General features: G+C 62.2%; 12 protein-coding genes. 9 read left to right on the top strand and 3 right to left on the bottom strand.

The window, feature by feature from the left end; all coding sequences use genetic code 11:
- The first annotated feature begins 18 nt into the window (after positions 1 to 18).
- A complete protein-coding gene (locus LZ538_RS04795) occupies positions 19 to 723 on the top strand; it encodes a PilZ domain-containing protein (RefSeq protein ID WP_249830879.1) in 705 nt (234 codons plus the stop codon).
- A 37-nt stretch (positions 724 to 760) separates the two neighbouring features.
- Positions 761 to 1,309 (top strand): peptide-methionine (S)-S-oxide reductase MsrA, encoded by a 549-nt coding sequence (gene msrA / locus LZ538_RS04790; protein ID WP_249830878.1) that lies wholly within the window; start codon positions 761 to 763, stop codon positions 1,307 to 1,309.
- Here msrA and LZ538_RS04785 read toward each other — a convergent pair.
- Positions 1,306 to 2,220 carry an L-threonylcarbamoyladenylate synthase gene (locus LZ538_RS04785; RefSeq protein WP_249830877.1) on the bottom strand — a complete coding sequence of 305 codons (915 nt, stop codon included), beginning with the start codon at positions 2,218 to 2,220 and terminating at the stop codon, positions 1,306 to 1,308. The genes msrA and LZ538_RS04785 overlap by 4 nt on opposite strands.
- 66 nt (positions 2,221 to 2,286) lie before the next feature.
- Here LZ538_RS04785 and LZ538_RS04780 point away from each other — a divergent pair, with 66 nt between their 5' ends.
- On the top strand, positions 2,287 to 2,871 hold the full coding sequence (locus LZ538_RS04780; protein ID WP_249830876.1) for a biotin transporter BioY: 585 nt from the start codon (positions 2,287 to 2,289) through the stop codon (positions 2,869 to 2,871).
- Here LZ538_RS04780 and LZ538_RS04775 read toward each other — a convergent pair.
- Both LZ538_RS04775 and LZ538_RS04770 read right to left on the bottom strand, forming a co-directional pair.
- Positions 2,807 to 3,163 carry a GntR family transcriptional regulator gene (locus tag LZ538_RS04775; RefSeq protein ID WP_249830875.1) on the bottom strand — a complete coding sequence of 119 codons (357 nt, stop codon included), beginning with the start codon at positions 3,161 to 3,163 and terminating at the stop codon, positions 2,807 to 2,809. The two genes, LZ538_RS04780 and LZ538_RS04775, sit on opposite strands and share 65 nt — an antisense overlap.
- Positions 3,164 to 3,206: 43 nt before the next feature.
- A complete protein-coding gene (locus LZ538_RS04770; protein ID WP_347402739.1) occupies positions 3,207 to 3,839 on the bottom strand; it encodes a nitroreductase family protein in 633 nt (210 codons plus the stop codon).
- Positions 3,840 to 3,901: 62 nt separating this feature from the next.
- On the opposite strand from LZ538_RS04770, the gene LZ538_RS04765 reads away from it, so the two are divergent.
- The 6 genes from LZ538_RS04765 to thiD are packed head-to-tail and all read left to right on the top strand — an operon-like array spanning position 3,902 to position 11,771.
- Positions 3,902 to 5,713, top strand: a complete 1,812-nt coding sequence (locus LZ538_RS04765) for a peptide MFS transporter (RefSeq protein ID WP_249830874.1) — start codon at positions 3,902 to 3,904, stop codon at positions 5,711 to 5,713.
- Positions 5,703 to 7,106: an amidohydrolase gene (locus tag LZ538_RS04760; protein ID WP_249830873.1), complete on the top strand. Its 1,404-nt coding sequence runs from the start codon at positions 5,703 to 5,705 to the stop codon at positions 7,104 to 7,106. Before LZ538_RS04765 ends, LZ538_RS04760 begins: the two co-directional genes overlap by 11 nt.
- Entirely contained in the window at positions 7,103 to 8,485 is a 1,383-nt protein-coding gene (locus tag LZ538_RS04755; protein ID WP_430741948.1) for an amidohydrolase family protein, read from the top strand. The genes LZ538_RS04760 and LZ538_RS04755 overlap by 4 nt, the downstream gene beginning before the upstream one ends.
- On the top strand, positions 8,482 to 9,150 hold the full coding sequence (locus tag LZ538_RS04750; protein WP_249830872.1) for an NnrU family protein: 669 nt from the start codon (positions 8,482 to 8,484) through the stop codon (positions 9,148 to 9,150). The genes LZ538_RS04755 and LZ538_RS04750 overlap by 4 nt, the downstream gene beginning before the upstream one ends.
- 19 nt (positions 9,151 to 9,169) lie before the next feature.
- Positions 9,170 to 10,507, top strand: a complete 1,338-nt coding sequence (glmM, locus tag LZ538_RS04745) for a phosphoglucosamine mutase (RefSeq protein WP_249830871.1) — start codon at positions 9,170 to 9,172, stop codon at positions 10,505 to 10,507.
- Between the two features lie 43 nt (positions 10,508 to 10,550).
- Positions 10,551 to 11,771, top strand: coding sequence for a bifunctional hydroxymethylpyrimidine kinase/phosphomethylpyrimidine kinase (gene thiD / locus LZ538_RS04740; RefSeq protein ID WP_249830870.1), 1,221 nt, complete (start codon positions 10,551 to 10,553; stop codon positions 11,769 to 11,771).
- Positions 11,772 to 11,777: the final 6 nt, after the last annotated feature.

Below are 11,777 nucleotides of genomic sequence, written 5' to 3'. Positions count from 1 at the left end.
GGGAGGCGCTGGGTACGAATGTTTGGATCCTTGATCCGCCGGAAATCGGCTGAATCCTCTGAAAACGCGGTCGACGCGGCATTCGAGTCGACCACGGTTTCCCTGTCGACCGCCGTTCCTCGGCCAGTCGAGCGCCGTGGGGACGGACGCGTCTCGGCGATGCTGCGGATCGGGAAGCTCGTCGTGAACAACAGCGAGCAGCTGATCCGGATCAAGAATCTGTCGGCTGGGGGTCTGATGGCGATCGTCACCCGCCCTCCCTCGGTCGGCGATGAGGTCCAGGTAGAACTATCATCGCAGAAAATCCCGGCATCGATAGTATGGACCCGCGAGGACCTTGTGGGTCTAAAGTTCGACCATACTCTCGACATCGGCGAGTTGTTGGCCGGTCGCAAGCAGCGGCACGGATTTCGTCCGCGCCCGCCGCGCCTCGAAATTGCCTGCAAGGCATCGGTTCGCGTCGGCAAGCTCTACTATACCGTGGACGTTCACGACATCTCGCTCGCCGGGATGAAGGTCGAGCCGATCGAGGAATATTGTGTCGGCAAAAAGGTTGTCGTGGTCGTGGAAAGCCTTCGGCCGATCAAGGGCGAGGTGCGCTGGTACTCCGACCGCAAAGCGGGAATCGTGTTCGATCAGCCGCTCGATTTCGATGAGCTGAGCGAGTGGGTAGGGAAAAGGCTTGAGCTCGCGAGCCTGAAGGCCTCTTACAAGAACGGCTGACCGCCACTATTTCGCTCCTGATAGCAAGGAGCGAGCAATGGCCGATGAAATCGCAATTCTGGCTGGCGGGTGCTTCTGGTGCACCGAAGCAGTCTTTCTCGATGTCGTCGGGGTAAAATCCGTTGAGAGCGGCTACACGGGCGGGACGGTCGCCAAACCTACCTATAAGCAAGTCTGCGGTGGCGACACCGGCCATGCCGAGGCCATCCGTGTGACGTTCGATTCCGACCAGATCAGCTATGCGGACTTGCTCGACATCTTCTTTGCCACGCACGACCCCACGCAATTGAATCGGCAGGGCAACGACGTTGGCACTCAATATCGCTCGGCGATCTTCCCGCGGAATGAAGAGCAGGAGCAACAGGCGCGGGCCGCGATCGAGCGGAACAATGCCGACTATGACGGCCGCATCGTGACTGCGATCGAACCTTCAGGCGAATGGTACCCCGCCGAGGAATACCATCAGGACTATTGGGCCGGAGAAGGTCAGCGGAATCCGTACTGCATCGCCGTCATTCCTCCCAAGCTCCAGAAGCTGCGGAAGAGCTTCCAGAACCGTACGAAGAGCGCTGCGGCGACGGCCTAGGCAGCGGCTGCGCGCCGCAACCTGTCATTGATGGCGATGCCCAGGCCTTCGTTGGTGACGGGAGCGATCGCAATCCGTGCCTTAGACGATGAATCGGCCTCGTGAAGAAGGTCGAACAACCTGGCGGCGGCTTCGGTCAGGCTGCCGCTCGGGCTGAGATTGGACTCACCCTGAATTGCGCCGAAGCCGATCATGTACTCGCCCTCGTTGGCACTGGTCGCATTTAACCGCAGCGGCTTCGCGGGAGCATAATGGCTCGCCATCTGTCCCGGCGCCTCGATCCTGCCCGAAAAAGCAGTCTCGGCCTGAAGCTGTATCGGACCAGGCCGTAGCAGACGCAGCTCTCCATCGGTCGCAGCGACGATCGTGGACTCGAGTCCGCGCTCGGTGGGCCCGCCGTCGATAATCAAGGCGATCCGCCCGCTCAGGCTCCTCGCCACGTGCTCGGCCCGCGTCGGGCTGATCGTTCCGCTGGCATTCGCCGATGGTGCCGCGAGAGGACGTCCGGTCGCCTGCAGCAAGGCCTGCATTGCCGGATGGTTCGGAACCCGTAGGCCGACCGATTGCAACCCAGCCGTCGCAAGCGATGCGATGCCGGCATTTTCTCGACGTGGAACGACCAAAGTCAGGGGCCCGGGCCAGTGCTCTTCGGCGAGCTTGCGTGCGAAGTCGCAGAACTCGCCGATGCGTTCGGCGACTTCGATGTTGGCAACGTGGATAATGAGCGGGTTGAAGCTTGGACGACCCTTTGCTTCGTAGATGCGAGCGACGGCGGATGCGTTCGTTGCATCGGCCGCGAGCCCGTAGACGGTCTCAGTAGGCACAGCGACCGGCTCGCCGGAGAGGACAACACGTGCTGCCTCGGCAATTGAGTCCGCGTCAAAAGGCAATATGCGGGTCTGAAGGACCATGGCCCCACGCGGCTAGAGCGCGCGCTCGGTTGCTTCAAGCGCTACAGCCGATATCAGGCCGGGAAGGTGCCTCTTCCGACCCATCCTTCTTTGCTCTTCCGTTCCCTGTGGGTCGCGCTTGCCGTCATCGGGCTGGCACTCTCCTCACAGGTCACAATCTCAATGAACCCGGTCCCGATGACCCTGCAAACCTTGGCTGTTGTTCTGACGGGGTTCCTGCTTGGGACCAGGTTCGGTTCGCTCGCGACTTTTCTCTGGCTAGGCCTCGGTGCGGCAGGGGCGCCGGTCTTCGCCGAAGGGGCGGGAGGGCTGGAGCATCTTACCGGGCCAACGGCTGGCTACCTCTGGTCCTTTCCGTTCGCGGCTGCGCTAGCCGGAATAGGCGCAAATTCGGGACGCAAAACCGTGACGTGGCTGTTCGTTTTCGCCCTCGCTGCACACTTGATCATTCTGGCGATGGGGGCTTCCTGGCTGGCCGCGAAAATCGGCGCGCAAGCCGCGCTGTCGAAAGGTGTCATGCCGTTCCTGCCCGGCGCTGCTTTGAAGTCGGCGGTTGCCGCCGCGCTGTTCCGGCTGATCCGCGGTCTTAGGCGCGCTCGCGATCGAGAAGCTGCGCCGGATCAATGCCGAGACGGCGCATCCTCGCACTGATCTGCGGCCACTCTTCCTTCAGGAACCGGCTGCGCTCGGATTCACTCAGTCGGCTCCTGGCGCCGGGGGCTACAAACATGCCGACCCCACGCTTGACCACGATCAGCCCTTCGTCCTGAAATCCTTGATATGCCTTCGCGACCGTCAGCGGGTTGGCCTGCTCTTCGGCTGCAAGGGCCCGAACCGATGGGAGTGGATCGCCGTCGGAATATTTGCCCGCAAGAATTGCATCCGCAATCGTCTCACGCAGGCGAACGTAAACGGGCTTATCATGCTGGGTGCGAAGCGTCATGCTGTCATAATACAGCGGATCGGAGAAGATTCAACTCAAAAGGTTAGGCGGACGGCTTCCAGCGCTTCCAGATCGAGCTGAGCTCAGGACGCTCCCGCTCCTCAACTTCACGAGCGGGATGCCCGATGAAGATGAAACCTGCGATCCGCTCCCCGGGACCGCAAAAGGCTTGCCTGACAGGCTCGGAATAGGCGCGCCATCCGGTTACCCAGCCCGCGACAAAGCCGAGGGCATGGGCGCCAAGCAGCAGGCTCATACCTGCTGCGCCGCATGACAATTCCTGCTCCCAAACGGGGATCTTGTGATCCGGGACCGGTGCGGAGATCAGGACAACCAGCTGGCCGGGGTAGTGGGCAAAATTCACTTCTTTATCGCGGTGCGCCGGGGTGGCCGCGGGGTTATCCTCAACGAGCGCGTTGAGAAGCAGTTCGGCCAGTACGCCACGCTGGTTTTCGGAGACCGTGATGAATTTCCATGGGGTGAGCTTGCCGTGGTCGGGAGCGCGCGCAGCTATCGTGAGGATCCGCTCCATCTCTTCGGTCGAGGGGCCCGGCCCGACGAGCTCGCGCGGCCGGCCCGAGCGCCGCGTCTCGAGGAACGAAAGGATCGATGAACGGTCGTTGAGCATCGACCAGGGCAGATAGTGAGCTGCGGCCGTTGCAACAATCAGCTTCACAAGCGGATTTTGCCCGTTAGGGTCGCGCCCCGAGCGCACCCGCGCTTGGGGAGAGAGTACAAATGGTCGACACGCCGGCCGTAGAAGAGCCGTTTTCGCCTGCTTCGGGTAGGACAAGCCCAGCCGACAAGAGCACCTGGTTCGGGCATCCGCGCCAACTCGCACGCCTGTTCACCACGGAGATGTGGGAGCGGTTCGGCTATTACGGTATGCGAGCGCTGCTCACGCTCTACCTCACCAAGCATTTCCTTTTTTCCGACCAGCAGGCAACCGGTCTCTACGGAGGCTACACCGCGCTGGTGTATCTGACGCCTCTCGTCGGCGGCCTGATCGCCGATCAGTTTCTGGGCTCCAAGCGATCCGTGAAGTTCGGAGCGATCGTTATGGCGCTCGGCTATTTCACGCTCGCATTCGGAGGCTCGCCTGCGAAGCCCTACGCAATGATCGACGGGCAGAGGTACGAAGTGGTCGTCGACAATTTCGTCGACCGGCCATCGAGCGACCCGAATGAAGCGCGCTTCGTGGTCGCTGAGGGCAAGAAGCTGCAAATTCGCGGCAACGAGGACGGTTCGATTTCGCTGCTCGACAATGGCCAGGAAGCGCAGCGCCTTGAGAAGGGCCGCTTCGAATCCGGCGCTGACCGCAATTCGATGACGATCACGATCATGTTGCTAGCGCTGTCGCTGATTTCGGTCGGCAACGGCTTCTTCAAGCCGAACATCTCGACCATCGTGGGCACGCTCTACGACCAAGGCGACCGGAGGCGAGATTCCGGGTTCACCATCTTCTACATGGGCATCAATCTGGGATCGATCGGCGGTCAGCTGTTCTGCCCGTTGCTGGCCGATTACTTCGGTTGGTGGGCCGGACTCAGCCTCGCGGGCGTCGGGATGTTGATCAGCTATGCATTGATCCAGTTCGATGGCGGCCGGCTCAGCGGCTATGGCGAACGTCCTGACTCGGCACCGAACAAGGACATCATCATTTACATCTGTGCGCTGGTCGCAGTGCCCGTGCTGATGTTCCTGTTCCACAACCTCATGAACAGCCAGCCGGCGGCCGAGGGCTCTGGCTTCATCGGGTACATCGCTTCGCTGTCGCTAATGGGCAAGCTGCTCTTCGGTACCTTTCTCGTCAGTGTCCCGGGTATCCTTATCTGGTCCTATACCAAAGGGACGCGTGTCGAGGCACAGATGATGACGGCGGCGATGATCCTGATCATCTTCAACGTCTTCTTCTGGACTCTGTTCGAGCAGGCGGGATCCTCGCTGACCCTGTTTGCCGACCGGAACACCGATCGCAGCGTGTTTGGGCTGTTCACATTGTCCGCACCGCAGACGCAGAACTTCAATCCGCTCTTCATCGTGCTGCTGGCGCCGGTGATGAGCGCATTGTGGATAGGGCTCGCAAAGCGCGGTCTTGAACCCACGATCCCGGTTAAATTCTCCGTTGCGCTCATGGGGGTCGGGGCCGGATTCCTGCTGCTTGTGTTCGGAACGCAGTTCGCCGGCGCTGGCAACAACTTCCAGGTGGGGCTGTGGTGGCTTGCGGGCCTCTACCTGATCCACTCGATCGCGGAGCTGTGTATATCCCCGGTGGGCCTCAGCATGATCACGAAACTGTCGATCGCGCGCGTCGTGGGATTGATGATGGGCGTGTGGTTCCTGTCGATTTCGGTCGCGCAATATGTCGCGGGCGTCGTTGCGCAGTTTGCGAGCGTCGAGACGGTTGGCGGGCAGGTGACGAACCTGAAGGTCAGCCTGGACACCTATACCGGCACGTTCACGACCATTGCCTGGATCGCGATCGGAGCGGGAGTTGTGCTGTTCCTCCTGTCCTGGCCTCTTCAGAAGTGGATGCACGGTGTCAAATAAGGGGCGCGTTGCACTCGCGCTCGCTGCTGTTTGTCTCCTGACGGGCTGCGCCGAGCTCGGTGGGAAGCCCAAAGCGGCGGCGCCGATCCGCATCAACGAAGATCCGTACCCTTCGACCTACGTCCGCTACCCGGGCGTGCTTACGGTCATCCGCCACGCGACAGTCTTCGATGGCGAGGGGAAGCAGATCAACGACGGCACCGTCATCTTCGGGGACGGCGTCGTGCAGGGAATCGGCGGACCAGAGCTCGCGACGCCCGCGGGCGCTCAGGAAATCGACGGAACCGGCAAGTTCGTCACGCCGGGCGTGATCGATATCCATAGTCACCTGGGCGACTATCCGTCTCCGGGCGTCGAATCCCAGTCGGACGGAAACGAAGCCACATCACCTGCGCGTCCGGAAGTTTGGGCTGAGCATAGCGTCTGGCCGCAGGACCCGGGCTTCACGCGCGCCTTGATGAATGGCGGCGTCACTACTTTGCAGGTCCTGCCGGGATCCGCGAACCTGTTCGGCGGCCGATCCGTAACGCTTAAGAATGTGCCCGCGCGAACGGCGCAGGGCATGAAATTCCCTGGAGCGCCGTATGGGCTGAAAATGGCCTGCGGCGAGAACCCGAAGCGAGTCTATGGCTCGAAGGGCAACATGCCGCAGACGCGCATGGGCAATATCGCCTATGCGCGCGGGGTCTGGATCAAGGCACAGGCCTACAAGCGCAAGTGGGACAAATATGAGCGCAACGGCGGCGAGATGCCGGAGCGTGATCTTGCCATGGATACGCTTCGCGGAGTGCTAGCGGGCAAGATCCTCGTCCAGAACCACTGCTATCGGGCCGACGAAATGGCCAACATGATCGATATGAGCCATGAATTCGGCTACAAGATCGCGGCGTTCCACCATGCGGTGGAAAGCTACAAGATCGCCGACCTACTCGCTCGAGAAGGAATTTGCTCGGCGATGTGGGCCGATTGGTACGGCTTCAAGATGGAAAGCTACGACGCGATCAAGGAGAACATCCCGTTCGTCCACAACGCAGGTGCATGCGCCATCGTACATTCCGACGATCCCAATGGAATTCAGCGCTTGAACCAGGAAGCGGCAAAGGCACTCGCCGATGGTATCCGAGCGGGGATCCCGAACCTGTCGGAAGCCATCGCCTGGACGTGGCTCAGCCGCAATCCCGCGCAGGCCATGGGTATACTCGACAAGACGGGCACTCTTGCGCCTGGCAAGATGGCGGATGTCGTGCTGTGGAATGGCGATCCATTCAGCGACTATTCGCGGCCGGAGCGCGTCTGGATCGATGGAGCGATGATGTACGACGCCAACGATCCGAAGCACAGGCCGGTGACCGACTTCGAACTCGGCCAGCCCGGCGAAGGGGACGTCAAGTGATCGCGCGGCTCGCGGGGCTGCTTCTCGCGGCAGCCGCAGTAGGCGCGCAAGGTCAGACGTTCGTGATCCGCGGCGGGACGGTCGCGCTCGGCGACGGATCGGAGCCTATCCCGAACGGGACGGTCGTCGTCCGCGATGGCCGAGTGGTCGCTGCAGGCGGCATGCAAATGAAACTGCCGGCCGGCGCTCAAGTCATCGACGCCACCGGCAAGTGGGTCACGCCGGGCATTATCGGCGGCTTCACCCGGCTCGGGATCAGTGAAGTCGATCTCTCGGCCGAGGGCTCCGAGGACGTCAGCGCAAACGGGCCGTTCAGCGCTGCAATCGACGTCGTACCGTCGGTCAATCCGCTCGCGTCGACAATTGCAGTCAACCGCGCAGACGGAGTTACCCGGGCTCTCGTTTCGCCCGGAACCGGCAAGAGCATCTTCGGCGGACAGGGCGCCGTTATCGACACTGGCGCGGACATGGATCCGATCACTGCGGCCAGGAAGTTCCAGTTCGTAGAGCTCGGCGAAACTGGCGCCGACAAGGCCGGTGGATCACGCTCCTCGGCATTCGCCCTGTTCAGAAATGCGTTGCGAGAAGCTTCCCAGCTTCGTCGATACGCCGTTCCGATGCAGGCTTCGCGGGGACAGGAACCCGATGAGCGCGATCGCCCCATCGTCCGCGATCCCAATGAGTCTCGTATCTACGAAGCGCGCCGCAACGAGGACGTGCTTCTGACCCGCTACGACGCGGCGGCGCTGGTGCCGGTGCTGCAAGGGCGGCAGTACCTCTTCGTCCATGTCGAGCGCGCCAGCGACATACTGAACGTGCTCTCGCTCACGCACGATTTTCCCGGGCTCAAAATCGTGCTGGTGGGAGCCACCGAGGGTTGGACCGTGGCCGACCGGATCGCTCGGGCGGGCGTTCCAGTCATTGCCTCCGCGGTCAACGATTTGCCGGCTTCCTTCGAGCAACTGGCGGCCACCCAGTCCAATGTCGGCCGGATGCGTGCTGCCGGGGTCAATGTCTCGATCGGGATGATCGACGATAACGATACGCGCAACATCTTCGCGCAGCGCCAATATGCCGGGAATCTGGTGGCGCTTCAGCGCGTGCCGGGCGCAGCCGGGGTGAGCTGGGGCGAGGCTTTGGCGATGATCACGTCTCGGCCCGCGGAAGCGATCGGAATGGGCCGCGAGATCGGCAGCCTCGCGCCCGGTCGTCGCGCCGATGTGGTCATCTGGTCGGGCGATCCGCTCGAAGGTTCGAGTGCGGCGGAAGCCGTATTCATCGACGGCGTCCGTCAGCCGCTGGAGAATCACCAGACGCGCCTGCGGGATCGCTATCGTTATCTGCCGCGCCGCGATCTGCCGGAGGCCTATCGCCATTGACGCCGCAGATGGGCCTCTTCTTTTCGGTCATCGCGTTCGTCGCCACGCATTTCCTTTTATCCCACCCGCTTCGTGAGCCACTCGTGCGCTCCCTCGGCGCGGGAGCATTCCGGGGAATTTATTCGCTGGTAGCGCTCGTTACCTTCGGATGCGCGATCTACTTCTACCGGGTGATCGGACGGGAACCGCCGCTGTGGGCGGCAGGTGACGCGCTCTGGATCATCGCGACTTTGCTGATGTGGTTCGGCTCGATCCTCTTCGTCGGATCGTTCGTCCGCAATCCCGCTCTTGTCGGCGCTCGGGGCCCATCTGGAGGCCCCACCGGCGTGCTCGCAATCACCCGCCACCCGATGATGTGGGGTTTTGCCTCGTGGGCGATTACGCACCTCATTGCGGTCGGCACGCCCAAGGCGCTGGTGTTCGACAGTGCCATCCTCATTCTCGCGCTCGGCGGATCGCTGGGGCAGGATCGCAAGAAGAGCATGCTTATGGGTGAAGCGTGGCACGAATGGACCGCGCAGACTGCCTTCGTTCCTTTTACGCGCGGCGCCGCGAACCCCGGGGCGCTCGCGCTGATTGGTGGAACTTTGCTGTTCCTAGTGGCGACTTGGCTTCATGGCGCGCTTGGGGGCATGCCTGCCGGCTTCTGGCGCTGGATCGGCTAACCGCGCTAAGGCGCTCGCGATGACACGGAAATATTTTGGCACGGACGGAATCCGCGGGCTGACCAATCGTGAGCCGATGACGGCCGAGACGGCGCTTCGCGTCGGCCAGGCCGCTGGCGCTTACTTCCTTCGAGGCGATCACCGGCATCGCGTGGTGATCGGCAAGGACACGCGTCTGTCGGGATACATGATGGAATCCGCCATGGTCGCCGGCTTCACGAGCGTCGGGATGGACGTCGTGCTGTTGGGGCCGATGCCGACGCCCGCCGTTGCGATGCTAACGAAATCGATGCGCGCGGACCTCGGCGTGATGATCTCTGCCTCGCACAATCCGTTCGCCGACAACGGCATCAAGATGTTCGGCCCCGACGGCTACAAGCTCAGCGACGAGGACGAACGAGAGATAGAAGGATTGCTGCAGGGTTCGCCCGAGCTTGCGACTCCCGGGGAAATCGGCCGCGCCAAGCGCATTGATGACGCCCGCGGGCGCTACATCCACTTCCTCAAGGATACTTTCCCGGAGCATCTTAGGCTCGACGGTCTCAAGATCGTCGTGGATTGCGCGAATGGTGCTGCGTACCATGTGGCGCCCGAAGCGCTGTGGGAGCTAGGCGCGGACGTTGTTCCCGTCGGAGTCTCGCCTGACGGCCTCAACATCAACGACGCTTGCGGCTCGACGCATCCGGCAACCCTGCAGGAAACGGTCGTCGCCAGTGGCGCCGATATTGGCCTTGCCCTTGATGGAGACGCTGACCGGCTCATCGTGGTCGACGAAAAGGGGCAGCTGGTGGATGGCGACCAGCTGATGGCTCTGATCGCGCTCGGCATGCACAGTCGAGGAGAGCTGAAAGGCAAGTCGGTGATCGCCACCGTCATGTCCAATCTGGGACTTGAACGGAAGTTGCGCGATGCCGGCTTGGAGCTGGTGCGGACGAAGGTCGGTGACCGCTATGTTCTTGAAGAAATGCGCCGGATCGGCGCCAACGTCGGCGGCGAGCAGTCCGGACACATCATTCTGACCGATCACTCGACGACCGGCGACGGCCTTGTCGCAGGTCTTCAAGTGCTCGCAGCGCTGGTCGAGCAGAAGAAGCCTGCGAGCCAAATCCTGCGCCAGTTCGAACCCGTGCCGCAGCTGTTGAAGAACGTGCGCTTCAACGGAGGCGCGCCCCTGAAGGCTAAATTGGTCCAGGACCGCATCGCCGCGGCCGAGGAACAATTGAAGGGACGGGGCCGGCTGCTCGTACGCCCATCGGGCACAGAGCCTCTGATCCGCGTTATGGCGGAAGGCGACGATCAGGAGCTTGTCGAACGCCTGGTCGACGACATCTGCGAGGCCGTCCAATCGGCCTCGTGAACCATTTCTTCGCATTTGGCGCTCAAACCACAGTGCCGTGCGCATGGAAAACTTCGCTCCGCGGAGCCGAACCGCGGTCGACGCGATGACGTCGACGGCGCGAATCCTGATCATCGCCGGATCGGACTCCGGCGGGGGCGCCGGGATTCAAGCTGATATCAAGACAGTGACCATGCTGGGCGGCCACGCCATGACGGCTGTTACTGCGGTCACGGCGCAGAGCACTTTGGGCGTAACCGGCGTTCATCCCGTGCCCACAGAGATGGTGCTTGCCCAGATCGATGCCGTGATCGCCGACATCGGCGTCGATGCGGTCAAGATCGGCATGATCGGCAGCGCATTCACGGCTGAACAGGTTGCCGGCCGGCTCGAGCAGATTCGTGAAAGCCAGCCCGACCTTCCGATCGTGTTCGATCCCGTAATGGTTGCTACGAGCGGGGCTGAGCTTGCCGACGACGCGACGATTCGTGCGTTCGCCCGCCTGATGAAGGTGGCGACGATCGCGACACCCAATCTGCCTGAACTTAAGCGCCTGACGTCTGAGGACGATCCTGTCGCCGCGGCGCTGCATCTGGTTGGAGAGCACGGCTGTGCAGTCCTCATCAAAGGCGGACACGAAGAAGGGGACGCGCTTGCGGACGCGCTGATCGAGACTGACAATATTACGAGCTGGCAGGGCCAACGCATCGATACCACGAGTACGCACGGCACCGGCTGCACGCTTGCAAGCGCCATCGCCATGTTCCTCGCCCAAGACGCAGCCCTTCCGGACGCGGTAGCGCGGGCCCGCGAATTTGTGCGCGTGGCTCTTCATGATGCGCCAGGGCTTGGTCAGGGTTCGGGACCCATGGGTCAGGCGTTCGTACGTCTGGACATCGGCGCTTCGCCACGATTGAACCAGGTCACGGTTACCGGGACCAACTATGCTCGGTCAGTCGCTTTCTACCGGAAGCTTGGACTGAAGCAGATCGTCGACAGCCCGGACACGGGCTATGCCCGTTTCGAGGCTGGCGGTGGCGGGACATTTTCTGTCCAGATCGACCCTGAGGAAACCATCAGCGCGACGACTGCGGTCTACTTCGAATGCGATGATCTCGACGAGCGCGTCGAGCAGCTGGCGCGGAACGGCATCGCTTTTGAGCACGGCCCCCGCAATCAACCATGGCTTTGGCGCGAGGCGCGGCTCCGGGATCCCGACGGAAATATCATCTTCCTCTATAAGGCCGGCGAAGCCCGCCGCTTCCCGCCCTGGCGGATGGACTAATCCACA

It is taken from the genome of Sphingomonas hankyongi (assembly GCF_023516575.1).
Taxonomy (GTDB): Bacteria; Pseudomonadota; Alphaproteobacteria; order Sphingomonadales; family Sphingomonadaceae; genus Sphingomicrobium; species Sphingomicrobium hankyongi.
This window is presented reverse-complemented; position numbering and strand designations above follow the sequence as displayed.

Bases quoted from the DNA above. Each gene is read 5' to 3' on its own strand.
- LZ538_RS04795 (WP_249830879.1), top strand. From the start codon at position 19: ATGTTTGGATCCTTGATCCGCCGGAAATCGGCTGAATCCTCTGAAAAC.
- msrA (WP_249830878.1), top strand. From the start codon at position 761: ATGGCCGATGAAATCGCAATTCTGGCTGGCGGGTGCTTCTGGTGCACC.
- LZ538_RS04785 (WP_249830877.1), bottom strand. From the start codon at position 2,220: ATGGTCCTTCAGACCCGCATATTGCCTTTTGACGCGGACTCAATTGCC.
- LZ538_RS04775 (WP_249830875.1), bottom strand. From the start codon at position 3,163: ATGACGCTTCGCACCCAGCATGATAAGCCCGTTTACGTTCGCCTGCGT.
- LZ538_RS04765 (WP_249830874.1), top strand. From the start codon at position 3,902: ATGGTCGACACGCCGGCCGTAGAAGAGCCGTTTTCGCCTGCTTCGGGT.
- glmM (WP_249830871.1), top strand. From the start codon at position 9,170: ATGACACGGAAATATTTTGGCACGGACGGAATCCGCGGGCTGACCAAT.
- thiD (WP_249830870.1), top strand. From the start codon at position 10,551: ATGGAAAACTTCGCTCCGCGGAGCCGAACCGCGGTCGACGCGATGACG.